We start from the raw sequence: 25,454 nt of genomic DNA, 5'->3' as shown, positions 1-25,454 counted from the left end.
CCGTTTTCAAATAGACTTAGGACCCAGAGTGTGTCGACATATTCCTTAATCTGATAATTAATTGCATTAATTGGTTGATCGGGAGTGGGTCGAACCGACTGTTTTTAAAAGTAAAGAATTTGTTCGAAAGTAGTTACGGAAATGTAAATAATTCGTTTTCTTGTTTTGTTATCTGAATTGTTAATATGGTGATTCCAAAGAACTAGGCTTGTTCTAATCGGTCATTTACCAAATTTAAGGGGATGTAATTCATGATCATGTCGGCTATCGTTAGGAAGCGAAATCTGCTGACTTGCTTGCAGGCTGCAGTTTCAGAAGCCATGTGCAGGACAACCTGAATGCTTGAAAGACTGGGATCAAGCCAGTTTGCATTCCCTTGTATACATGTATTCAATATGTGCACAAGAAAAATGATCAAGAGAGAAGGAGAACTTACAACATGAACAGAAGACTCAATCTGATTTTCCTCAAACGATGGTTTATGTTATTAATCATCGTGGCGGTTGCGGCTATGCCGCTGCACGCCTTCGCCGCGGAGGCGGAATCTGGGGCCAATCGTCCTTGGATGAACAAATCCTTGTCTGCGGAGGAACGCACCGAGCTGCTGCTCAAGGAGATGACGCTGGAGGAGAAAGTTGGATTCGTAACCGGTAAAGTAAATAACTATTATGGTTTCTATAATGATGGATTGGAGCGCCTCGGCATTCCGGCATTACAGATGGCAGACGGACCTGCAGGGGTACGTGTGGCTAACCCGGATGTGCAGGACAAAAAGTCCACGGCACTGCCTGCACCCATCGCGCTTGCCGCTTCCTGGGATACCAATCTGGCCAAGAAATATGGCGATCTGATCGGTCAGGAAGCACATGATACAACACATAATGTAGTGCTTGGTCCTGGGCTTGATATTGCACGTACACCATGGGGTTCCCGGAACTTTGAATCGCTCGGGGAAGATCCATTGCTGGCTTCCGGCATGGGTGCAGCGTATGTGAACGGGATTCAAAGCAATCCGGTTATCGCTACAGCGAAGCACTACATCCTGAACAACCAGGAGACAGAGCGTTTTACCACCAATGCAACAGCCAGCGAACGTGCCATTCAGGAAGTCTATGCACGTCCATTCCAAGCGATTGTTGAAAAAGCGGATCTTGGTTCTGCAATGTGTTCATTTAACCAGGTGAACGGTACATACGCTTGTGAGAACAAGAAGATGCTGACCGATGTCCTTAAGGACCAGTTCGGCTTCGAAGGGTTCGTCATGAGTGACTACGGTGCAAACTTCAGCACAGCCAAATCCGCCAATGCGGGTCTGGATCTGGAGACACCTGGAGAGCCGTATGGCAAATGGGGAGACAAATTGCTGGAAGCCGTGAACAAAGGTGAAGTCAGCGAGCAAACCATTGATGAGAAGGTTAGACGTATTTTGCTTCAAATGTTCGATAAGGGGCTGTTCGATAACCCTGTAACGAATACACAAATCAATGCCAAGAAAGACGGCAAACAAGCACGTGAAATTGCAGAAGAGAGCATGGTTCTTTTGCAAAATAACGACAATGTGCTGCCGCTGTCCAAGAAAAACGTAAAATCCATCGCTGTCATCGGACCGGATGCAGATAACGCATCCGCAGCCGGTGGTGGTAGCAGTCTGGTTAATCCGACGTATACGGTGAGCCCGTTTGAAGGGATTCGTAACCGTGCAGGAAACGGTGTGGATGTAAAATATGCTGCCGGAACGGATCCTATCTCCGCAGGAGATGCATTTAATGGACCATCCGCCGTACCTTCTACTCTTTTATCACCAGCGGATGCTCAGGAGAGCGAAAGAGACTATGGTACAGATCGTGCGGAATATGGTCTGCGTGCTGAATACTGGACGAATAAAGATATGGAGGGTAATCCTTCTTTGGTCCGTACAGATAATCAGGTCAACATGAATCTTGGATTCTACAACTATGAAGGTTTTAACGCACAATCTTCCAAGCTTCCAGTGACACCAACGAAATTCAATGCCAAAATGTCTGCTCGTTGGACAGGGGCGATCACAGCACCTCAAACGGGTGAATATAAACTGTCCCTGACCAGTCTAGGTTCTGCGAAACTGTATGTGGATGATAAGTTACTCGTAGACAATCAAGGTGAAACATTGAGTACAACAAAGAAAGAGATCTCATTCAAAGAAGGCGAGTCCCACAATATTCGAATTGAGTATCGTACGGATTTCCCGGTACAGACCAATCATGATATGGGTGCACAGGTTCGTTTTGGCTGGGAAGCTCCAGAAGACGCTGTGGATATCAAAATGCAAAAAGCAGTTGATCTGGCGAAAAAATCCGATGTTGCCGTCGTGGTAACTCGTACGTATGACAGTGAAGGTTACGTCGACCGTTCCGACCTGGAGCTGCCGAATAACCAGGAGCAGCTGATCCGCAAGGTAGCAGCAGCCAATCCAAAAACGATCGTGGTGCAAATGAGTGGTCGCGCTGTTGAAATGGATTCCTGGCAAAAAGAAGTGCCATCCATCGTTCAGGCTTGGTATGCAGGTCAGGAACAAGGTAATGCAGTAGCACGTGTTCTGTTCGGCGATGTGAATCCATCCGGTAAGTTGCCGGTGACGTTCCCATCAGATGATTCCCAAACTCCGGTATCCACTGCGGAACAATTCCCGGGTGTGAATGGGGTGGGCAACTACTCCGAAGGTATCTTTGTAGGGTATAAAGGATATGACAAAGAAGGCATGACACCGGCGTTTGCCTTTGGACACGGACTGTCTTATACCGATTTTAATTATCGTAATCTGCATGTGAAAAACACAGGCAAAGGCGACAAAGCAACCGTAGAAGTATCCCTGAACTTACGTAACACCGGTAAAGTTTCCGGTGCAGAAGTTGTACAGGTCTATGTTGGCAATCTGCCAACTAAAGTTGAAACGCCAGAGAAGCAGCTTGCTGGTTGGGCGAAGGTAGATCTGAAAGCAGGCAAGCAGCAACGGGTCAACATTCAACTGGATCGCAGCGCATTGTCCTATTGGGATGAAACATCGCATGAATGGTTAATGCCTAAGGGTAAGGTTCAAGTGTATGTTGGTAGTGCATCCGATGATATTCGTCTGACAGGTAGTGTGAATATCGGAAGCAAGTCCGGTAAATAAAAGTGCAATAAGGGAGATCGAAAAGCTGTTCTTCCCATTGAATATATCTGTGTGAAATGCAGTTTGTTCTAATTTATATATATAGCGAAATGAGTCGTGGCCTAGTGGCCGCGGCTTTTTCCACAATGGAAGGAGAGTGAAACGTGATGAACATAGGCTGGCGAGAGCATCCCAAACGATGGATGATCCTGTTGATCGCAGCTGTTTGTAGTGTTGGTATAGGAATCTGGCTTATCTTCAACCGAGGTGAACAACCCGTACCGCCACCGGTTGCGGACAAGCAGAGAGCGGTCGAAGTCTGGTTAACCACGGGAGATCAGCGAAATCTGCTTACACCACAGAAGCCCATTCCAATTACAGATCACCATGATGCTGACCCAAGTTCTTCAGTTTTTTCAACGCAGGAGTCAGACACATCTTCGTCGGATTTCACCATACAGATTGACCCGGACAAGACGTATCAGACCATGGATGGATTTGGCGCAGCGATGACGGGTTCGTCGGTACATCTGATTAATCAGCTTCCAGAGGAGCAGCAAGAACAACTACTCAAGGAGATGTTCTCGACGGAAGGGCTAAACATGGATATGGTACGTCATACGATTGGTGCCTCCGATTATTCGGTAGATGAATCAGGCGCGGCTTCAAGTTATACCTATGATGATATCGAGTCCGGCACGGATTATGATATGGAACACTTTTCAATCGAAAAGGATCAGGAAGTCGTGAATATGCTGGAGCGTGTAGCTGGTTTGAAACCGGATCTTAACGTACTGGGCACACCGTGGACGGCCCCTGCCTGGATGAAGTATCGGGAGAAGACCACTAACGGTTGGTTTCTGGATTACAACGATCCCCAGGTGTATGAAGCGTACGCAAGATATTTTGTGAAATATATCAAAGCGTATCAGACAAAGGGCATTCCCATCTACGGGATCACGTTGCAAAATGAACCGGAGTTCACCTCGGATAAATATCCGAGTATGAGTATGGGGGCCGAAGAACAAGCCATGTTCATACGGGATTATCTCGGCCCGGCCCTACAGGATGCAGAACTGGACACGCGAATCATCGCGTATGATCATAACTGGGATCAGGCGGTTGAATATACCAGCAAGGTGCTTGGTGATGAGCAGGCTGCTGCACATATCGATGGATCTGCTTTTCACTGTTATGCAGGTGATCCATCTGCCATGTCGGAAGTGCATGAGCGCTTCCCAGACAAAAACATCTATTTTACCGAATGTAGTGGTGGGGAGTGGAGTCCTGATTTTGGCGAGAATCTGAGCTGGCAAATGTCCAATCTCATCATTGGTGCACCTCGCAACTGGGCGAAAAATGTGCTGCTCTGGAACATCGCACTCGATCCGCATGGTGGACCCACGAACGGTGGTTGTGAGAACTGTCGTGGGGTTGTGACGATTGACCCGGAGCGTGATGAAATCATCAGAAATGTCGAGTATTATGCGTTAGGCCACATCAGCCGTTATGTACGTCCGGGAGCCGTAAGAGTTGCTTCTACGCAAGAACAGGGCCAGCTCGAGAACGTAACCTTCCGTAATCCGGATGGAACGATGGTGCTGGTTGCAGCTAACACGGGTGAGGCAGAAGTTTCTTTTGATGTAGTCATGGACGGAGATTCGTTTCGATATGTACTGTCTTCCCAATCGGCAGTTACCTTCCGTTGGAATCCAAAAATGAGGTAGAACGTTAACTCAAGTTTGGCAATTATGGGTACAGATTGAATGATGGACATGGTAAAATAAACGAAGAGTTATTTCAAATTTGATCTATCAAACAAGTCCGATCCCAAGATCGGACTTTTACATAACCTTTTACTAGAAAAGGAGAATACGTTGGACATGTTAGTCGTTGCATATCGGGAACAGGATCATGACAAGTTGGTTGGAATCTGGGAGAGTGCTGTGCGGGCAACCCATACGTTTTTGGAAGAGCATCACATTCAGTTCTATAAAAAAGTGGTGAGTGATGTGTTGCAACAAAGACAAGTCGAGGTTTGGGAAGTTCTGAATATGGAGCAACAACCTGTGGGTTTTATTGGTGTGGATGATAGCTTTATCGAGATGTTGTTTGTGGATCCGAGCCAACACGGACAGGGTCTGGGACGTCTTCTAATAGAGCATGCCTTCAAAATCAAAGGCCGTCACCTCAAGGTGGATGTTAATGAGCAGAATACTGGAGCAGCCCGATTCTATCAAAAGATGGGATTTGTACAGATGGGTCGTTCCGAAATGGATAGTTCCGGTAATCCGTTCCCGCTGTTGCATCTGGAGATCAAACAGGAACAGGCTGAGAGATTGTCGTAATGGATAGACCACGTGATATAAATGACCAGGATGAGGAGTGTGCAGGATGACACAGATCAAGGTGACACCGGAACAACTGGAGACGGTCAGTGGGCAGTTCGCTCAGGCACATCAGCAATTATCGGGCTTCATGTCCACATTGGACGGCAAGATGAGTGTCATGCGCAGCAACTGGGATGGGATGGAACGGGAACGCTTCTATAACGATTATTCAACCGCTCAAGGCACGATGAAATCTGTTCTGGAACTGGTTCTGTCCATTCAATCGGAGCTTAAGAAGATTGCCGAGCGTTTCCGCACGACAGATGAAGAGGCGGTGAGCCAGGCAATTATGACGGCGCTGACCGCAGCGCGGGCGCTATCAACCATGGGCAAAATTAAAGGCGATGATCTGAACAAAACGCCAGGTCCACCAAAGAACATGGATGAATGGGCTGAGAAGGATGCCGAGAAATACCAGAACTATGAGGAAATGCTGAAGAAAGCCAAAGAGATGGGTGACGAAGAACTGGCACAGCAGATTCAGGCCAGCATGAACATCATTCGGCTTCAGTATGAAGATGTAATCTATCAGACTGACCCCGATACGGGCAAAACGGTGAAAATTACCGAGGATTCCATCGTAGGTACGTATCAGGTGAAAAGCGATAAAGGCGAAACAACCACCATCAGTCTGGATAAACAGGGCAATGTGGTGGACTATACCAAAGATACGGAAAAGTATAAGTATTCGGAGCAAACGCACACCACGAGTCAAGGCGAGCATCTCTTTGGCAAAGCAGCACAGACGGCTACAGCCTACGGCATTGGTCTGTTGCTCACAAGCAAGACGGGCTCTGCCTTCACGGAACATGCGACAGGACTAGGTTCATCCTTCGTCGCGGACAAATTCCTGTTCTCCGTGCCGGAGGAAGGCGAGACACGTACGATGATCTACCGTACCAATAAGGAAACGGGCAAAATGGAGAATATGATCGTGGTCACGCGTGGCGACAACGATATTGAATATACTCCGTGGCGGGATTACTTCTAAGCCACGGATGGGGTTGGCAAGCGGCTTATCCGTGAGCCTGCCCATAGAGAAACACCCCGGCAACCTTCTCGCTGAGATGGAAGGTTGCCGGGGTGTTTATGGTTTTGCTTACTGATTCGCCACGGTCAATGGACCGGGCCGGAAGGGACTCTTTTTTTGCCAGAGATTAATGGGTCTCTTCATCCAGAAACGGTTTGTTCACCGCATAATACATAAAGCCCATCAGCAGCACACCACCCACCAGATTACCCAAGGTCACGGGAACCAGGTTGTGAAGCACACCTTCAAATGAGATTGTCCCCGGGTGATTCAACACAAGTGCAATCGCGAACGTACACATATTGGCGATGCTGTGCTCATATCCCGAGATGAAGAAGCAGAACACAAAGAGCATCATGGCAAACATTTTGGCTCCATTCTCCTTCATGAACATCGGGACAAAGAACGCCATACATACAAGCCAGTTACACAGGATTCCCCGGAAAAAGAGCTGCATGGTCGGAACTTCCATTTTGTGTTCCACCACGCTTAGCAGAAAACCGTTCACCTGGGACGAGTCGAACAATCCGGTCAGGTAGATTAACAAGGCAAACACGGCTGCGCCCATCAGGTTACCGCTATAACTCGCAATCCACAGCTTGATCACTTCGAACCAGCGCAGTTTCTTGCGCAGCGCCGCATACGTGTAATAAAACGTATTGCCCGTGAACAGGTCACCTCCACCGTACGCGATCAGGATGATTGCCGCGCCAAACGTAATTGCCGCCATCGGATAGGTAAACGGGGACTGCTCCATATAAAAGAAGTTACCTGTCTTAAACGCCACGATGACGCCGAATCCGATAAACATACTGGCCAGCATGGAGCGTGCGAGGTACCTAATTAAGCTTTGTTTGTAAATCTTGTGTTTCTTCAAAGCTAGTTGTTCCACGTTGCGTAAAGCTTCCGTTTCCATAATTCTCCTCCAATAGCATGGTGTCTTGCTTACCATTATAACGAAATTATGGAAATTGGGGAGGGGGACTTGGTTTATTGATTATAACTTCCTTGATTCGAATGCAGTACCCGCATTGCAGAAGAGCCAAAATCAGGATCGGATTGAAGCGATTCTAACGCGGATGTTGCACCATTAACTTGTTGATGTGCAACAAGAATAGCAAAGGCAGCTCCTCTGACTAATATGTAGGCATTTCCCTCCAGCACTTCCTGAGCCAATTGGATCTCGGCTTCTGTGACGGGCAGTAGAGCGAGAGTTTGCAAGACGTAATTCTGTACATCCTCATCTTCTTCTGAGTCACGAACAAGTTGCGCCGCAGCATGAAGGATTTCACCCAGAAGAGCAGAGGAGCCTGCCATGCCTAAAGCTCGCCATGCTTCGATACGGATGAGATCTTCTTCATGTGTATCCATGCCAATAGCGAGAACTTGCTGAGTAAGGTGATCATCGGTTAGTTGGATCAGATCACGAAGTGCTTGTAGTTTTTCTTCTCCGCTAATTTCGTTAAAATCAAGGTGTTCATTGTTGTTATTATGATTTAAATCAGACATGTCAGACATATCCTACCGTTCACCTCCTGAAGAATATTAAGATTGGGGTGGAAGCAGGATGGGACGGGCAGCCAAGGCTTCTTCCACAATCTGTTCAGGCGTCAGGTCTCGATCATCCCAGAAAATCAAATTGCTGATTTCCGCATGTGGAACCTGCTGCTGTAGCTCCGTCAACATGTCATCCAACTCGGCTTCCGTTCCTTCGGCATCCATCAGTTTGCGAACCAATTCTACCAAATGTAATCGATTGTCCATATCGATACCTCCTGAATGATTCATAGTGTGAACCAACTAGTCTTTCATGGGCTGATTCAATGGATCATACGTGATGAGCACCGGAAAAAATTTGGGCTCAAGCATCAGACTAATGAGCTGTTCGTCTTGATCAGTATAAGAAATGAAATAGTTCCCGAAATGAGACTCGTAGTTGAAGTCTTGGAATTGAAATGAATGTTCGGGATATTTTATCTTCACATATAACGTAGTAACTCCTCGGGCTAAGGTTTCTTTTAACATAGGAATTTGGGCCACAATGATAGTAGCAATAAGAACAATTAGTATACGTTTAGCGAGACGGGTCAGATGGATTCACCCCATTATCGTAAATCAATTTTCAATAATTCATGAAAGCCCATCTCAAAATAGATGTCACTCCATAAGGATAGCCAGATTACCAAATTGCTCGCCGTTTTCCATACGTTCGAATGCTTTCACTGCGTCTTGCAACGGATATACCCCATCAATGACAGGATGTATGTCATGTTGCTCCACCCATTGCAGCATCTGGATAAACTCCTCACGGCTGCCCATAGAGGTGCCGATTAGACTGATCTGCGGGAAAAAGATAGAGCGAATTGGTACGGTCAGATCATCCCCCGAGCTTGCACCATACATCACGATACGTCCACCTGGTCTGATTATATCAAAATATTTGGGGAACATGGCTTGTCCGATGCTATCCAAGATGATGTCCACAGGTTCCAGATCGTTCTGCATACGCCAATCGGCATGACTATCCAATGCATGGGCAGCGCCCAAGCGCAGTGCCTCATTTCTTTTGGCTTCACTTCTGGAGGTGACGGTCACCTTGGCACCAGCCGCAACCGCCATAAGCAGGGCATAGGTCGCTACACCACCGCCAATACCGGGAATGAGCACATGTTCACCTTGCTTTAATGTGCCGCGAGTGAATAAGGCGCGATAGGCCGTCAGCGCTGAAAGGGGCAGCACGCCTGCTTCCTCCCAGGATAGGTGGGCTGGCTTAGGCAGGGCATTTGCAGCAGGCAACGTTATATATTGCGCGAGCGTTCCATCCGTAGGACCACCAATGATATCGGGTACGGTCGGCACTTCAGATGAATATTCCCAACCGAGTGTAGGATGGATAATGACTTTATCTCCTATCGCGAACCCTCTTACGCTTTCGCCAATCGCTACGATAATACCTGCTCCATCGGAACCGGGAATAAGCGGGATGTCCTGGGTTTCGCGTTCTGCCATGATGAATAGATCCCGATGGTTGATTCCAGCGGATTTTAATTGAATCTGCACTTCCCCGGCTTTTGGTGCCCGAGAGATTGAATCTGTATATTGAAGACCTGCAAGGCCGCTCTGGCCCGAATGGATAATAGCTTTCATGTTCAATATTCCTCCTGTCTGTGTAGCCAGATTTCACTACTGAGCCTCATTGTACAGACGGGGCAGATTCACGTAAAATGAACAAAAATGATTGTCAGTATCATTGAAAATAATAGATAAGCACTTTGCATGAATCGGATGATGCAGAATGCCGATATAACGACGAGCAGGTGATCAGGGTATGGATGCAGGTGATTTGAAAATATTTCAGGCGGTTGCCCGCGAAGGTAGTATCAGTAAAGCTGCGCTCTCACTTAATTATGTGCAGTCCAATGTAACAGCACGGATTAAACAGTTGGAGACTCAACTGCAAGTACCGCTATTTCATCGTTCCAATCGGGGGATGTCGCTTACACCAGCAGGCGAGAACCTGCTTGGGTATGCGGATAGAATATTGGAATTATTATATGAAGCAGAGCAGGCCACGCAAGTGGGTAACCCACCAGCTGGCATGCTTCGTCTAGGTGCCATAGAGACAGCAGCTTCCACTTTTCTGACGCCGCTCTTGGCTGAATATACTTCATGCTACCCGAAAGTACAGCATTCGCTTGTCACGGGTGGGACCCATGAACTGAACCAGAAGGTCATCCAACATGAATTGCATGGAGCCTTAATATATGGCCCGATTGATCATCCTGAGCTGAACTATATGAAGATGTATGACGAGGAATTGGTGTTGATCGCTGAACCTGGAGCGCATGAGATGTACACGTTATTGTCCAGGCCGATGTTGTTTTTTGAGATCGGATGCACACATCGTGATCAGGCAGAATCCTTTTTGAAAGATCAGGGTATCCACACGCTTAACATCATGGAATATGGAACACTGGACACGATTCTGAATGGTGTATCTGCCGGGCTCGGTGTATCATTGCTGCCACGTTCTTCGGTTACCAAAGCAGAATCAAGAGGTGAGATTGCAGTGTTATCTTTGCCTGATCCTTATTGTCGGTTGGAAGTAGGATTTGTGTATTCCCGTGGTGAACATATATCTAGTGCGCTCAACGCTTTGGTTGAGATTATTACAGAACCAGAACTATAAGAGGTTGTTCAAAATTCCGTTTATGAACATGCACTATAAAGGAGTGAGTGATCTTGAAAGAAACTCAGTTAACGTTGGCTGATGCATTTAATCAGGCAGACTTTATTGTAGGCGGTCACGGCAGTCGCCAAGTGAAGGTGCTTCAGAACGTACTGGAGCAGATCGATGGGGAGTTGTTTAGTGACCACTACGGCAACGGCCCCCTCATTGAAGAATTTCAGCAACAGATGGCTGACGTTCTCGGCAAGGAATCGGCGGTGTTTTTCCCAAGTGGAACGATGGCGCAGCAGATTGCATTACGGATCTGGTGTGATCGCAAAGGGATAAAGCGAGTAGCTTACCACCCTCTGTGTCATCTGGAAATCCATGAGGAAGACGGATTGAAAGAGTTACACCAGATTGAATCGATTTTGCTGGCGGACAAGGATCGTTTGATTCGTTTGGAAGATGTACAAGCGCTTGACCAGGACATTGCCTGCCTGCTGTTGGAACTGCCGCAACGCGAGATTGGTGGGCAATTGCCAGCATATGAAGAACTGGAAGCGATCTCGGCCTATTGCCGTGAACGCGGGATTAAGCTGCATCTGGACGGGGCACGCCTGTTTGAGATCACTCCCTATTATCAGAAGACGCCTGCGGAGATTTGCAGTCTGTTTGATACGGTGTATGTTTCCTTTTACAAAGGGATTGGAGGCATTGCGGGAGCCATATTGGCGGGTGATTCGGATGTGATGCAAGAATCGAAAGTATGGAAACGTCGGCACGGGGGCGATCTGATCGGCCTGTATCCCTATATTCTGAGTTCCCAATACTATTTCAATGAACGGATTGGCAAAATGGAGCTTTATTACGAGCAGGCTCAAGAACTCGCCTCCCTACTGAATGCGTGTCACGGGATACATACCTTACCCGAGGTCCCGGTATCGAATATGTTCCATGTTCACTTTGCGCTGGCTGCTGCCGAAGTCGAACCGATTCTTGTGCAAATGGCTCAGCAGCATGGCATAGCAGTAACTTCGTATTTGAACAAGACAAGTGGGAACAGCTGTGCCTTTGAATTGTCTACGGGTGATCGTTATGAGAAAATTCCCCAGGATAAACTGCGTGCAGCACTGGAATGGCTGGATCAAGAGTTGCGTAAACAAGTGAGATAAGAAGTTGATTTTAATGTTCGACTCTTTTTTGGGTAAGGTGTTGCGCTTTAAGCAGAACTATTGAATTCACAACGGCTGATCAGTGGGGAAAAGTACCTTAAGGGGGAGTTCAAGTGACGTCGATAGAATTGGAACCGATTCGTGATCTTTTGGTGAAAGCCTACGATACAACAATGGGAGAAGGATGTACTCCTGAGACGCAACAGAGCATTGAGGATTTTGAGCAAAAGCATAATGTAAAACTGCCCGCAGCGTATCGCGCACTTTTACTTGAGTTCGGTGCATGTAATTTCGGCGACCCTGCCTTGTATTCGGTGAAAGAACTGAGCTGGGCTTATCCGGATTTTTTGGAAGTATACCGTGAATATGAGAAAGAATACGAGCTGCCAGCTGACCTCCAACCTTTCCCGATTGGTGGATTTGGTGAAGGAAGTACGGCTATACTGGATCAAAATTCAGGCAAGGTGCTGATGTTGATCCACGATGCAGGGGAAACTCCTCTGCGGGAAATTGCTGTGGACTTTAATGAATTGATGACTATGCTGGCTGAGTCGGCAATCTGGGTTCAGGAACAGATGAATTAACAAGGTAGACGGAAGGATGCGCAATCGGCTTATGGATATTCGAAAGTTAAGATACTTTATCACCGTGGCAGAAGAACTTCATTTCCACCGTGCAGCGGAGAAATTAAATATGACGCAACCACCGCTGAGCCAGCAGATTCAGAATTTAGAGGATGAGCTTGGCGTGAAGTTGTTGGAGCGCACCAGAAAAATGGTTCGTCTCACCCCGGCAGGTGCCGTATTTCTGGAACAGGCCAGACTGATCATGGCCCAACTTGATCGATCTATTCAGCTTACACAAAAGGCAGATCAGGGCATCATCGGGCATATAACCATAGCCTTTGTGGATTCGGCTTCGGGGAGCATTATGGTGGATGTGCTTAGGAAATTTCGCGCTGCGTATCCGCAGATTGAATTGACGCTGCGTGAGATGACTTCATCCCAACAATTGCAGGCACTGGAAGATGGACAGATCCATATTGGATTTTTGCGATATCAGGAAGATACCCGCCATGTCTCGTTCCGCCCCTGCCAGATGGAAACGTTGATTGCCGTGTTGCCAGATCATCCCCCGTTGGCTTCTCAGACTCAAGTTTCAATTCGAGAACTGGCGGATGAAGATTTCATTTTATTCCCACGGCATCTGGGTTCTCCGTTCCATCGTCTCGTTCTGGATTATTGCAGGGAGCATGGCGTAGATCCTCGAATTACACAGGAAGCGATCCAAATGTATACGATTGTGAATCTCGTTGCGGCTGGCATGGGCATTTCCATTGTTCCGTCATCGGTGGATGTGTTCCAGCGGAAGGGTGTAGTCTTTCTTCCATTACAAGAAAATCCGCCCTCCGTACCGTTGTACACGGCATGGCGGACGGATATGAATCAGGAAGTGATATCCCGCTTTATGAGCATTGTTGAGGGGGAATATGAGTTGCACTAAAGGTTATTTACACTTACACTGCGATGACAGAACAACCTTCCAATCGCTGTTATCCCCAGATTTTTTCGATCCCTTTTCTCAAGGGGAAAATCTGGTGATAAAGGCGAGGTGTATGCTTCCGATGTAGCTTTCTTTCAGAAAGCTTTTAGCTCCGCTTTTGCAGGTTTTTTCTGTCCTCTCCGTTATCGTGTAAATGATTAGTTCAACTTAGTATGGTCTGAGTAGTAAAAAAGAAACTATCCCGTCTTGGCTGGATCACGCTCAATCCATGGATTCAATATTTCGTCGATGCGAGACATGATCTCAGAGTCCAGTTTCACACCGGAGGCTTTTACATTTTCAAGTACCTGCTCTGGTCGGGATGCACCGATAATAACGGAACTGACATAGGAATGTTGTAGAACCCATGCCACAGCGAGTTGAGGAAGCGTTAGACCAATCTCTTTTGCCAAAGGAACAAGCTGTTGCACAGCGGTAAGAACATCTTCACGTAACCACTGACCAGCCAGTTTATTGAAAAAGGGTGCTCCTGCCTCAGCAGCTGCACGTGATCCGGTGGGCAATGCTTCGTTAGGCGCATACTTGCCTGATAGTATACCCTGAGCCAGAGGAGACCATGTAATCTGCCCAAGTCCTGCTTGGTCGCTTGCAGGTACGACTTCTTGCTCAATCACACGCCATAACATTGAATACTGGGGCTGACTTGCAATGAAGGGGACATGAAGTTCCTTAGCCAAAGCGGCTCCTCGTGCAATCTGATCTGCGTTCCATTCACTTACGCCAATGTAATGAACTTTGCCTTGGCGCACCAGATCGGAGAATGCTAGAAACGTCTCTTCCAGCGGAGTGTTGTGGTCATAACGGTGAGCGTAATAGACATCGATATAATCGGTCTGTAGCCGCCGTAATGAACCATTGCAGGCTTCCATGATGTGTTTACGTGAAAGTCCGCGGTCATTATGACCTGAACCGGTTGGGTGACAGACTTTGGTGCATAGTTCAATACTTTCTCTTCGTATATCCTTAAGAGCCTGTCCTAACACGGATTCAGCCTTGGTATTTGAGTATACGTCTGCGGTATCAAATGTGGTAATACCTGCATCCAATGCGGTTCGCACACAAGCTTCTGCTATTCCATCCTCGACTTGCGCTCCATGCGTAATCCAGTTGCCCAGTGAAATCTCACTGACGGTTAATCCACTGTTTCCTAATTTGCGATATTCCATTCATGTCGCCTCCCTAAGTCATCTGGACTCCATTGTAACAATGGCAGATTAATAGGTGAAATATCTTTTAACCTCATCTTTGATACGAAAAAAGTATCAGTGAATCTACATTTTCTCCTGGAGATATTTGCGATAGAGAGCGGGCGTAATTTCCTCGAACTTTTTGAATATTTTGATAAAATATCCCGATTCATTAAATCCCAGCTCATCACTGATCTGTGAGACAGGCATGTCGGTGACCTCTAGCAATTGTTTAGCCCACTTAATCTTGAGTTTTGCCAAGTAGGTTGTGAAGTTCTCACCGGTTTCCTTGGCAAACAGTCTGCTGAAATAACTCGGACTCAGGTGGCATAGATCAGCCATTTGTTTGAGTGAAACTTGTTCGCTTTTGTGACTGTGAATGTATTCAAAAGCAGGCTGGAGCACCGGGCTGGAGCTTTCCGCATCACTTGGGCTGTTCTTCAGATAAGCATCCGCAATGGCATTGGTCATCTCTTTTTTGATTGACTCGATATTACGAATGGAGTAACCCGGCAGAATGGTGGAGAGGTTTAGAGTCTCCTGATTGCCTGAAGCTTTCTCGAACATTTCAACTAACAGATTTTTGTTAAGCGCTTCTTCCACAATGTAGTTGCAGAGCAGGGATAACATGTTGGAGATTTTCACAATCTCTTCATAAGTCATCACAGGCAGCTGGGCGTAATCATCCTTTAATTCCTCCAGCTTGGCTGCATGCATGGGTACGTTTTTGGACGTGACAATTTGCTCCAATTCGCTACCCTTTTCCGGATCGGCGAGTTTCACTTGTCCTGCCATGACGGCGCCGATATATTTGCCATCAATCGTGATCGGAATCGCGATATCAATAATATTGAAATGGCATAGATATACATAAGGCTCATTCAACCGAACGGCTTCCAGACCACCGCGTGAATCACATTTTTGACAATAGGGGAGAAGCTCAGGGTCTTTACGCACATTCTGGCAGAAGGCCTGACAGCTGCTGTGACTGGTTACGGGAATGCCTTTATAATCAACGGTGAGGATCGCCAGTTTGGTTACTGTTGCGAGAGAATCTTGTAGACGCTTCCATTTATTAAGGTCGAGAATTTTGTTGATATGCAGATATTCTTTGATCATTGGTGCAACCTCCATAGGCTAACCTGATTCATAATTTAGGCCGTTAAAAGTTAGCAAGTTGTACATATTAAGATGTAATGATGACGGGTAATGTATAATGGGAGGTCAAAATTCAACCATCTCATGACAATAAGATACCATGATTGTGCCAAAAAGCAAAAAATTACGATTGTAAATTATAATAATTTGTTATCAAAGTCCACTGTAAACCTGCTGCTCATGCGTTATATTAAGGTCAATTGTAAGAAATTAAAATTTGATGTAATCACTACACTATTTCATATCCTTAGGAGGCATATATTATTATGAGAAAAGCATTTATCAGCCCAACCAAATATGTACAAGGCGAAGACGAGTTGTTGAACCTGGGGTATTTTGTTAAATCTTTTGGAGAATCTGCCTTGCTGATTGCACATCCGGATGATGTACAGCGTGTCAAAGCAAAGCTTGATGCAACAGCGGAGAAATTTAATATTACGTTTGTTGAAAGCGGTTTTAAAGGGGAATGTTCCCGTGAGGAAGTTGCTCGTCTGCAAGCGATCGCAAAGGAAAAAGGATGTGACTCTACCATCGGTCTTGGTGGTGGTAAAGCCATTGATGCGGCTAAATGTGTAGCTGAAGGGGAAGCACTGATCATCTGCCCAACAATTGCGGCAACAGACGCACCGACAAGTCACTCCGCTGTATTGTATACACCGGATGGTTCTTTTGATGACTATGCTTATTTCAAACAAAGCCCAAGTGTGGTACTCGTTGATACAACGGTAATTGCTAATGCACCAACACGTTTCCTCGTATCCGGTATGGGAGATGCGCTCTCTACATACTTCGAAGCAAGAGCAACAGCGAAATCCTATTCCCGTGTAAACGCAAGTCTGCCAATGGGGTCCCGCGAAGGATATACCCCATCTGCAGTAGGTACCAATGCTGCACTTGCACTGGCAAAATTGTGTTATGAAATGCTGCTGACTGACGGTGCAAAAGCAAAAGTAGCGAGTGACAGCAACGTTGTGACCCAAGCGCTGGAAAACATCGTTGAGACCAACATTCTGTTGTCTGGTCTTGGATTCGAAAGTGGCGGACTGGCCGCAGCACATGCAATTCACAACGGTTTGACTGTTCTGGAAGGCACACATCACTTCTTCCACGGTGAAAAAGTATCCTTCGGTACAATCGCACAGCTCGTCCTTGAAAATGCACCAGCCGAAGAGCTGCATGAAGTCATGGACTTCTGTCTCGAAGTGGGACTGCCGATCAGTTTGGCGGATATCGGTGTAGACACGATTAGTCAGGAAGAGTTGTTGAAAGTTGCAGAGATCGCTTGTATTCCGGAAGAATCCATTCACGCCATGCCGTTCCCAATCACCGTTCCTGAAGTGGCTGCTGCCATTGCAGCGGCTGACCGCATGGGCCGTGAGTACAAAGCAGCTCGCCGGGAGGTAAAATAATGAAAAAAATTATTAACCAGGCCGAACATGTTGTTATGGAAATGTGCAACGGTATTGCCCTTGCACACCCGGAGCTGGAATTTCTGAAAAAATATAAAGTCATCAAACGCAGAGAGATTCAGGCCGATAAAGTCAGCTTGGTCAGTGGCGGCGGCAGCGGACATGAACCGGCTCACGCAGGTTATGTGGGTAAAGGTATGCTGGATGCAGCAGTATGTGGAGATGTATTCGCATCTCCTTCTCAAATCCAGGTGTATCAAGCGATTAAGGCAACAGCCAGCAACAAGGGTACACTTTTGATCATCAAAAACTACAGCGGCGACATGATGAACTTCAAGAATGCAGCACATCTCGCTGAAGAAGATGGCATCGACGTACAATATGTTCGTGTTGAGGATGACATCGCTGTACAAGACAGCTTGTATACCGTTGGACGTCGCGGCGTTGCGGGAACTGTACTGGTTCATAAGATTGCTGGAGCAGCAGCAGAAGAAGGTCGCAGTCTGGCAGATGTGAAATCCGTTGCCGAGAAAGCAGCTCAGAACGTTCGTAGTATTGGTTTTGGATTCACATCCTGTACCGTGCCCGCCAAAGGCACGCCTACATTCGAAATTGCTGAAGATGAGATGGAATTTGGCGTAGGGATTCATGGTGAGCCAGGGATTCGCAGGGAGAAAATCGTATCGGCTGATGAATTGGCAGGACGTATGGTCGAAGCATTGCTCGCAGATATGAAGTTGGATAAGGATGCATCCGCTGAGATTGCGGTGCTCGTGAATGGTTTTGGTGCAACGCCACTGCAAGAACTGTACCTGCTCAACAATTCCGTTCAGCGTGAGCTTGCAGGACATGCAGGTCTGAAGGTCGCTACTACGTTTGTAGGCAACTACATGACAAGTATTGATATGGCGGGTGCATCGGTTACGATCCTGAAACTGGATGAGGAACTAAAAACGCTGTTGTTCAAGGAAAGTGATACACCTGCATTTAAAGTGTCTGGCCCTCCAGTTGCACAAGTGGCGTATTCCGAAGCACTGGAAGCTGTTGTGGGTGAAGACGTTCCCGTATCTTATGAAGTGGAGACGGATGCATCAGCTGCGGTAATCGAAGGCAATCAATTTTCACTGGACAATGTCGTCTATCTGATCGATAAAATGGGTGAGATCATCATCAAGAATGAAGTACCTTTCTGTGAACTGGATTCCCATGCCGGTGATGGCGATTTTGGTATGAGTGTAGCAAAAGGCTTCCGCCAGTTGAAACGCGAATGGAACCACATCATTAACGAAGATAAAAAAGACATCGGATCGTTCCTGGATGCATGTTCCTTGGTCATCATGGAATATTGTGGCGGCGCATCCGGCCCGATCTGGGGTTCGGCATTCCGTGCGGCTGGCAAAGCAGTAGGGGATAAACAGCAATTAAACGTTGCTGAATTCGCTGAGATGATCCATGCAGCCGTGCAAGGGATTCAGTCTACAGGAGAACGTTCCTTCGGACGTGGTGCCGTTGTAGGTGATAAAACCTTGATTGATGCGCTCGTGCCGTGTGCCGATTCCTGGACACAAAGTGCGGAGTCTGGCGATGACTTCAAAACAGCATTTGCCAAAGGTGCAGCAGCAGCCGTTGAAGGCGCGAAGAAAACCGAAGATATCGTGGCACGTATGGGCCGCGCAGGTACCGTCGGCGATCGTAGTCTGGGCTACCCGGATGCTGGCGCGTATGCGCTGGGTGTTATTTTCACAGAGCTGTCCGAGTCCATGAAGTAAGGAAGCTTATCGTTCTAGATGAATTACTGATGTTTATTTTATATTATAATGTCGGTAACTTTTTAGTATTTTGTCGGTAGTTTTATTTTATGTTGTCAGCAAACACGCAAACTCCAATTATTCAATGAGTAATAAATAATTACGTAATGTTCTTTCAACAGAATGCAGTATCCACAGTGATACTGCATTTTCTGTTGTATAATGTGCTTTATGTATTTTGTTAACATGGTAGCAGCTATAAAACAAATAACATATTGCAACAGTGATACTTGTTTGTTACAAAAGTGATCTGCGTTAAAGGATGCCCTGATGGGTACAGGCTCTATTAGTGGTGTATCAGATTGTGGCGTGCAATGAAGAGGGATTTGCTGCGCTGGAACAGAGTGTCACCCAATCTTAATCTTTATTGTATTAAATTTAGATGGGACCTTCTATTATTATACAAGTTTCAAACTACTATTATACTTAAAAGAGAATACATAATGTGAATAAAATGGAAACATATGCTTTTGGATAAAGGAACAATACTTGTGCTGCTGCGATCCATGCTGGGCGCAATGGATGTGAAGCTCACGGCAGCAACAGATGATACGATTACGGCCATGGTTAACGGAAAGACGATAACTTTGAAAAGCAACTTTCGCGCCGATCCGTATTGTTGGAGATGCTGTAGGTTGTTATGAAATTGATTGGGATGCTGCGACGCGCATGGTATTGCTGGTTTCCAAAGGTGGGGAAACGGAAACCGTTCAAACGGGCGGACGCGGCGCAACAGAAAATGTTCTAGATATGGGACATACCAGGAATGGTACTACACTGAAAAGATCACACCTCCAACGAGACGTATACGCGAGTGGGAGACATTTTGAAGAAAAATAGATTGGAAGCGAATAACCTAAATACTTTTGAGAGTATGTTAGCCAGCCTGAAATTTATGAAAGTAGATATGATGTTTCTGCTGCAAGCCGGACGGAAGTCGTTATCGGCCACTGGAACAGCCGCTTCGCTCTTAAAGGTGAAGATTGCTCTCCCTGTTCGGAAGACGAATCGTAAGTGGGAGAACGTTGCAAATTATTCCTTGAAGAATATCCGATTCTCATCTATTTTGCTACATGCCTGATCAGATTTGATTTGTGCTGCTCACTAATGCCCCTTCAAAAACGAGAGAAAAATCAATCAAGCTAACTTAGTACCATATTTGAAAGACAACAAAATAATATGATTATTTATCATAATGTCATTATTACTAATTAAGTAATAGAAACTTATTTAGGAAATCAAATGATAAGTTTAAGTTTGCATTTGAAAAAAGTATTTATTTGGGATATATTATACTTTGTATTTATTTGCATCATTCTTTGGAAGGAGTATTTAAGTGTCAAACGATATTTTTCTTTCGCCTGAAAATCTACGAGAAATGAGAGTCGCAGTTGGTATAACCGTCCCTACTGTGCCTGAGGCTCATATTGTTAATCCACTAGTTTTTATGACAAAGAATGGTGGAGAGTTGGCAATTATGGATAAAAAACTTGCTCATAGTTTACTGGAAGTCATGGTTATTGAAAACAGTAAGAAAGAGAAGAGGACAATAAATCAACTTTCAGGAGAGGAAAATCTTCTATATTTTGATTTATTATCATCATTCATTGACTTTATTCATGAAGAAGAGGTCATTGAAAAATATGATCTAAACGATACAACAGCAAGAATTGTATTTAATCATGACCCCTGGACACTAGATCGCGATGGATTGCAACCTGTTAAACGATTTCATACCCATTTTTACATTGTAAATAACCAAGTTGAAGATCAGATACAAAAGAATTCTACCGTTTATGGAGAGTTAACAGATAAATATGAAAGAAGGAGAATTGTAGATCCTTTTAGTTTTCTAGGAGCGAGTATTTTATTTGATATACATAGTAACTTACTGAAGACAACTGATCTTTGTATTCAAGTTACGGAACCTGATCCTGAACAAACCATTGAAAAAGGACTGCCATTGGGGTTAAATGTAAAACTTTCTACTATAGGTGCTACAACAGACAAAGCAAGTTTGAGGAAGTACATAGTTAACTTGAATGCACTTATTGACCATTCGTATAACGAACTCTATCTGGCAATAACAGGTGAAACTTCGCCAGCGAAACTATTAAAGCGTCATGGTGTATTGAACAAAAAGACCGTTTTAGAAAACTTATCTAGAATAAGTTGGTTATCGGCAAAGAGTTTTCAGGGTCTCGAAGAAGCGATTATGAAACTAAGACCAGCTTCAGATAAGTTGTTTATGAGGAAGCACCACCTCGATATGCTCATTTCTCATAACATGTTAAATGGATTAGCGTATACTTTCTCTATTAGTAAATTAATATCTTCTGATCGCTCAAAAAGTGACATTCTTGATATAAATATATCCATTAGATTATTTGGAGATACAGGTGGAGCAGGTATGTTTGGTTACTCTGGTAAGAGCGCCATTGTATTAAAACGCGGAGATGGGGTTTATAGCAGGATAGAATTGGCTAAGAGGCATAACTTTCAAAAAGATTTTCAAACGTATTTAATAAAGCAGCTGAATTCTAATTATGCTTATAAGAGTATGAAGTCTGCACAAGCAAACAGACTATTGAATCCCTATTATAATAATAAAGTAAAGGCAAGTTCCGAAATATCCCAAGAATTAATTCTAAAAATCATTAACCATCATAGAAATAAATGATTTTTATGCGATGAATTGTAACATGAAGTACCCCACCTAATTGCAAGGGTATACAAATATTAATTAAATGAATTTAGAGCAGTTGTAGGATTTTTCAGGTTACTCAAAATAACATATTTCTTATGAAATTTTTATCAAAGATTCCTGATCTATTTTTGAAAACGTAATCAATGAACTATAGAATTGAACAGGTTTCCGAAATTTTTGTTGAGAAAGATAAATTAAATAATTTCTTGAAGAGGAGCGATTTTGATGGGTAATAATGAAACTGTTTTAGGTAAATTGGAAGTAGCATTAGGGAATCTATTAAATACTCAAGAAAAAATTATGGCGGAAGAGAGTCTATCAAAATGGGGACTCGATTCCTTAAAGACGATAGAACTCATCGTTATCTTAGAGAATGAATTTGATATTGTTTTTGATAATAATGATCTGTTGCTTGATAATTTTGGAACCATCAATACTATAGTTTCATTATTAACAAGAGTAAGATCAAGTTGATAATTTGCGGATGTAATTTGGAGGTAGAAGCTATGAATGATGTAAAATTGCCAATGATAAGACCTTCTGTACATGGCTACCTATGTAACGCCTATCCACTCTCAATTGTAATGCAGCACAGTCAATCTGAAGCTTGGTTTTACAGCAATTATATTCAATTGATTTGTGCTGGGAACTTTCCAGAAGGTAAATTCTTTTCGTTTTATACATCTAACTTGCCTTGGTACGATTTCTTTATGAGTTGTCCTCTCATTAATTATCAGAAAATTAATCAACGCTTTGTGGAAAAATATATAGGTGGGATTATAGGCTTTATTTGTGATTCTATTGATCAAAATCAATATGTTCATTTGTATGTAGATGAAAGTTATATAGCACACAAAAAGGCGTATAAAAATAATGCTTTGCCTCATGAGATGCTGATTTTTGGGTATAACAAAGAGACAATGAAATTTCATGTGTCAGGATATAATTCAAATGTCATATTTGGAGAATACGAGGTAGACTTTGAAGAATTTCTATTAGCTTTCAACAATTGTGATAAAACTAAAAATAGAGAATATTTATGTTTATTGTCTTATAACGAGGAGCATAACTACCACTTTGATCTAAACTTAGTTATTAGATCTTTAAAAGAACTTAGATTTAGTCTTAATTCATCCTATCATTATCGTTCGATGAGCACTCCTTCCAATTGGATATTTGGATTATCAATTTATGATCATATTATTAAATATCTAAATAATCAAATTAGTGTATTAAAGGAAAAGATCGATTTCCGAATCTTTCATACAATGTGGGAGCATAAGAGTGTGATGCTATCTAGATTAGATTATCTGAAAAAACATCATTATTTAGAAGATGATGACGAGCTTATAAAAATTTATTCTGAAATTAAATCGGATTCATTAATTTTAAGAAACATGGCTATGATGTACAACATAAATGAAAACCCCACTATTATAACTTCTATAATAGAAAAAATGACAATGATTAAAAGTGTAGAAGAGGATGCATTAAGTCACTTGATTTCACAGTTGGAAAGCGTGGAGATTAACGAGAAACTTCTGAGTCATTATTATCTATAATGTAAACGGGAGTATTGCCGAACAACAGGACAAGATATAAAGAAATGAGGTGCGGTATGAGTTATAGACAACTAGGTAAAACCGATCTTAAAGTAAAAAGAGTTGGATTTGGCGGTGCCGAAATTGGTTTTGAGAATAAAAGTGTAGATGAAGTGAGAGACTTACTTAATAGTGCTCTGGATGATGGTTTGAACGTTATCGATACAGCAGAATGTTATTTATCAAGCGAGGCTTTAATAGGGGAGGCGATCTCACACAGGAGGGAAGAATACTATCTATTTACGAAATGTGGGCATAAGAGCGGTTTGGATTATCCTGATTGGAGTTCAGAATTAATTAACCAAAGTGTATACAGAAGTCTTAACAATTTAAGAACGGATTATATTGATATATTGCATCTACATGGCTGTCCTAGAGATGTAATGGAGCAGACGAATATTATAGATTCATTGATAAAGATCAAAGAGTCTGGTGCGTGCAGATACATTGGTTACAGTGGTGATGGGGAAGATGCACTTTATGCAATACAGAGCGGAGTATTTGATACATTGCAAACTACGATTAATATTGCCGATCAGGAATCGGTTTCTTTCTTATTGCCTGCAGTTGAAGAACGGAATATTGGATTAATTGCCAAGAGACCAATAGCCAATGTTGCATGGATTAAAGGTGAAAATGAACATAAAAAATATCTGCAGATGTTAGATATGTCATCTAAGTTAGGTAAGAAACTAAATATTCCTCCGAAGGCAGTAGTCACATATTACGATAGATTAAACAAACTAAACTATGACTTTAGTCATCTTATGAAGCATGAAGTGGAATTATCCAATATAGCGCTTCGTTTCACGCTATCAATTCCGGCTGTTGATATTGCTATTATCGGAACCACTAATCCATCAAGATGGAAGGAAAATGAGGCATATCTACTAGAGGGGGCATTACCAGAAGAGATTTATCATTATATTAGAAACAGGTGGGAGGAGGTTGCAGATCCAACATGGAGAGCAATCAATTAATTAGCGCAAATGAAATTCAAGGATGGAGAAACAGTTTTTTTCAAGAGGGATTTGTACTTGTTAAAAATATTCTTGATGAAAACACTATTTCTCAACTAAAGAATTCATTTATTAGACTCATGAGCAAAGTAGACGATGATCCTATAAGTTATAAAACGAGATACACTCTGAATTCACAGACTGACAAGGATACTTGGGGAGTAAACAACATTTTTGATTTTAACTTATATGAGGAGTCATTCGGTGAAATCTATAACGTCAATACAGTCATGCAAATCCTCACGTCAATATTGGGTGATGAATTAAGGTTTTGGGGAGCTCATGCGTTATGGGCGCCAAAGAAGAGCGATTATGAACTTAGGTGGCATCGAGATTATGGGGACAACTCGTATTATAACCCGACTGGGGAGTCGAACCATGTACAGTTTAACATTCCTCTAGTGAAAGATAGTTGTTTTATTGCAATTGCAGGCTCTCACAAAAGACAATTAACTGTCGAAGAGCAACAAGAAGTAGACAACGATGGAACGAAGTATTTTGATAATCAGGTAAGGCTTACATGTGAGCCAGGAGATATTTTGTTTATGAACGCTCATACTCTGCACAGGGGAAGTTGTAGCGCTGGAACAGAACGTATGACTCTCCATTACAGTATTCAAGCGAAAGATCAGAACTATGGAGGACATACTTCGTTTGGAGAGATGAGATTAGATGGATACTTAGATCGTATGAATCCAAATGTGAGAGTCCTTATGGAGAATCTGATTGAATGGGATAATAATCATAAACTAAGTGTCAAGGATGCAATTAATCAAATGAGAATAAAAAAGGAAATTGAGTTGTATAACTCTCGGAAAAAGAGCGGTCAATAAAGCGAAGGAATTAGTGTTTAAGATATAAAAGTTGAAAGAATAACTAAACCGAACAGGTAATACAGGCCGGCTGTTCGGTTTTTTTTCTTTCAACTTACCCGGAAAACCAGGAAACAATGTAAGCGTCAACTCCGCACATCTAGAAAAGCGATGCGATTCAAGAGATCGTATGCGTAGCGAAATTTGTGCGCGAAGTAAATAGATGCGAGCTGTTTTTTGAGTATTAATTTGCTTAATTCACAAAGGAACTTCCACACTTGATTTTACAAATATTTA

Annotated in this window: 23 protein-coding genes; 17 read left to right on the top strand and 6 right to left on the bottom strand. The window is 43.9% G+C overall.

The window, feature by feature from the left end; translation table 11 throughout:
* Positions 1-439 precede the first annotated feature (439 nt).
* The 4 genes from MKX68_RS06470 (at position 440) to MKX68_RS06455 (ending at position 6,511) form a co-directional block, all read left to right on the top strand.
* A complete protein-coding gene (locus MKX68_RS06470) occupies positions 440-3,151 on the top strand; it encodes a beta-glucosidase (RefSeq protein ID WP_340910157.1) in 2,712 nt (903 codons plus the stop codon).
* Positions 3,152-3,297: 146 nt separating this feature from the next.
* Positions 3,298-4,857, top strand: a complete 1,560-nt coding sequence (locus MKX68_RS06465; RefSeq protein WP_340910154.1) for a glycoside hydrolase family 30 protein — start codon at positions 3,298-3,300, stop codon at positions 4,855-4,857.
* Between the two features lie 156 nt (positions 4,858-5,013).
* The gene (locus tag MKX68_RS06460) at positions 5,014-5,478 is read left to right on the top strand and encodes an acetyltransferase (protein WP_445671063.1); all 465 of its coding nucleotides are present in this window, start codon (positions 5,014-5,016) and stop codon (positions 5,476-5,478) included.
* Between the two features lie 46 nt (positions 5,479-5,524).
* Positions 5,525-6,511: a WXG100 family type VII secretion target gene (locus tag MKX68_RS06455; protein WP_340910148.1), complete on the top strand. Its 987-nt coding sequence runs from the start codon at positions 5,525-5,527 to the stop codon at positions 6,509-6,511.
* Positions 6,512-6,677: 166 nt separating this feature from the next.
* On the opposite strand, the gene MKX68_RS06450 is transcribed toward MKX68_RS06455, so the two are convergent.
* The 4 genes from MKX68_RS06450 to MKX68_RS06435 form a co-directional block, all read right to left on the bottom strand.
* Positions 6,678-7,466, bottom strand: a complete 789-nt coding sequence (locus MKX68_RS06450) for a formate/nitrite transporter family protein (protein ID WP_017690511.1) — start codon at positions 7,464-7,466, stop codon at positions 6,678-6,680.
* Positions 7,467-7,540: 74 nt separating this feature from the next.
* A complete protein-coding gene (locus MKX68_RS06445; RefSeq protein ID WP_340910145.1) occupies positions 7,541-8,068 on the bottom strand; it encodes a hypothetical protein in 528 nt (175 codons plus the stop codon).
* Positions 8,069-8,095: 27 nt separating this feature from the next.
* Complete coding sequence (locus MKX68_RS06440; protein ID WP_339786093.1) at positions 8,096-8,314, bottom strand: hypothetical protein; 219 nt, start codon at positions 8,312-8,314, stop codon at positions 8,096-8,098.
* Between the two features lie 393 nt (positions 8,315-8,707).
* Positions 8,708-9,697, bottom strand: coding sequence for a zinc-binding dehydrogenase (locus MKX68_RS06435; protein WP_340910142.1), 990 nt, complete (start codon positions 9,695-9,697; stop codon positions 8,708-8,710).
* A gap of 181 nt (positions 9,698-9,878) precedes the next feature.
* Here MKX68_RS06435 and MKX68_RS06430 point away from each other — a divergent pair, with 181 nt between their 5' ends.
* From MKX68_RS06430 to MKX68_RS06415, 4 genes are all read left to right on the top strand, one after another.
* Entirely contained in the window at positions 9,879-10,739 is an 861-nt protein-coding gene (locus MKX68_RS06430; RefSeq protein WP_340910139.1) for a LysR family transcriptional regulator, read from the top strand.
* Positions 10,740-10,792: 53 nt separating this feature from the next.
* Entirely contained in the window at positions 10,793-11,893 is a 1,101-nt protein-coding gene (locus MKX68_RS06425; protein WP_340910136.1) for a threonine aldolase family protein, read from the top strand.
* Positions 11,894-12,006: 113 nt separating this feature from the next.
* Positions 12,007-12,477 (top strand): SMI1/KNR4 family protein, encoded by a 471-nt coding sequence (locus MKX68_RS06420; protein ID WP_340910133.1) that lies wholly within the window; start codon positions 12,007-12,009, stop codon positions 12,475-12,477.
* A gap of 31 nt (positions 12,478-12,508) precedes the next feature.
* The gene (locus tag MKX68_RS06415; protein WP_340910130.1) at positions 12,509-13,396 is read left to right on the top strand and encodes a LysR substrate-binding domain-containing protein; all 888 of its coding nucleotides are present in this window, start codon (positions 12,509-12,511) and stop codon (positions 13,394-13,396) included.
* 236 nt (positions 13,397-13,632) lie between these two features.
* Here the strand turns inward: MKX68_RS06415 and MKX68_RS06410 are convergent, their stop codons facing one another.
* Both MKX68_RS06410 and MKX68_RS06405 read right to left on the bottom strand, forming a co-directional pair.
* Complete coding sequence (locus MKX68_RS06410) at positions 13,633-14,622, bottom strand: aldo/keto reductase family protein (RefSeq protein ID WP_340910128.1); 990 nt, start codon at positions 14,620-14,622, stop codon at positions 13,633-13,635.
* Between the two features lie 105 nt (positions 14,623-14,727).
* Positions 14,728-15,762, bottom strand: coding sequence for a PocR ligand-binding domain-containing protein (locus tag MKX68_RS06405; RefSeq protein ID WP_340910125.1), 1,035 nt, complete (start codon positions 15,760-15,762; stop codon positions 14,728-14,730).
* A 305-nt stretch (positions 15,763-16,067) separates the two neighbouring features.
* On the opposite strand from MKX68_RS06405, the gene MKX68_RS06400 reads away from it, so the two are divergent.
* The 9 genes from MKX68_RS06400 (at position 16,068) to MKX68_RS06355 (ending at position 25,178) form a co-directional block, all read left to right on the top strand.
* The gene (locus MKX68_RS06400; protein WP_340910123.1) at positions 16,068-17,210 is read left to right on the top strand and encodes a glycerol dehydrogenase; all 1,143 of its coding nucleotides are present in this window, start codon (positions 16,068-16,070) and stop codon (positions 17,208-17,210) included.
* Positions 17,210-18,979 carry a dihydroxyacetone kinase subunit DhaK gene (gene dhaK, locus MKX68_RS06395; RefSeq protein WP_340910119.1) on the top strand — a complete coding sequence of 590 codons (1,770 nt, stop codon included), beginning with the start codon at positions 17,210-17,212 and terminating at the stop codon, positions 18,977-18,979. The genes MKX68_RS06400 and dhaK overlap by 1 nt, the downstream gene beginning before the upstream one ends.
* A gap of 509 nt (positions 18,980-19,488) precedes the next feature.
* Complete coding sequence (locus MKX68_RS06390) at positions 19,489-19,662, top strand: hypothetical protein (protein WP_340910116.1); 174 nt, start codon at positions 19,489-19,491, stop codon at positions 19,660-19,662.
* 230 nt (positions 19,663-19,892) lie between these two features.
* Positions 19,893-20,099: a hypothetical protein gene (locus tag MKX68_RS06380; RefSeq protein WP_340910113.1), complete on the top strand. Its 207-nt coding sequence runs from the start codon at positions 19,893-19,895 to the stop codon at positions 20,097-20,099.
* Between the two features lie 255 nt (positions 20,100-20,354).
* A complete protein-coding gene (locus tag MKX68_RS06375; protein WP_340910110.1) occupies positions 20,355-21,698 on the top strand; it encodes a hypothetical protein in 1,344 nt (447 codons plus the stop codon).
* A gap of 252 nt (positions 21,699-21,950) precedes the next feature.
* Positions 21,951-22,199 (top strand): acyl carrier protein, encoded by a 249-nt coding sequence (locus MKX68_RS06370; RefSeq protein ID WP_340910108.1) that lies wholly within the window; start codon positions 21,951-21,953, stop codon positions 22,197-22,199.
* A 32-nt stretch (positions 22,200-22,231) separates the two neighbouring features.
* Positions 22,232-23,287: a hypothetical protein gene (locus tag MKX68_RS06365; protein ID WP_340910106.1), complete on the top strand. Its 1,056-nt coding sequence runs from the start codon at positions 22,232-22,234 to the stop codon at positions 23,285-23,287.
* Positions 23,288-23,343: 56 nt separating this feature from the next.
* Complete coding sequence (locus MKX68_RS06360) at positions 23,344-24,306, top strand: aldo/keto reductase (RefSeq protein WP_340910104.1); 963 nt, start codon at positions 23,344-23,346, stop codon at positions 24,304-24,306.
* Positions 24,288-25,178, top strand: coding sequence for a phytanoyl-CoA dioxygenase family protein (locus MKX68_RS06355; RefSeq protein WP_340910101.1), 891 nt, complete (start codon positions 24,288-24,290; stop codon positions 25,176-25,178). Before MKX68_RS06360 ends, MKX68_RS06355 begins: the two co-directional genes overlap by 19 nt.
* The last annotated feature ends 276 nt before the right edge of the window (positions 25,179-25,454 follow it).

Source organism: Paenibacillus sp. FSL M8-0212, from assembly GCF_038004645.1.
In the GTDB taxonomy this organism is placed as follows: Bacteria; Bacillota; Bacilli; order Paenibacillales; family Paenibacillaceae; genus Paenibacillus.
The sequence above is the reverse complement of the archived record's forward strand: the minus strand, read 5'-3'. Positions and strand labels throughout refer to the sequence as shown.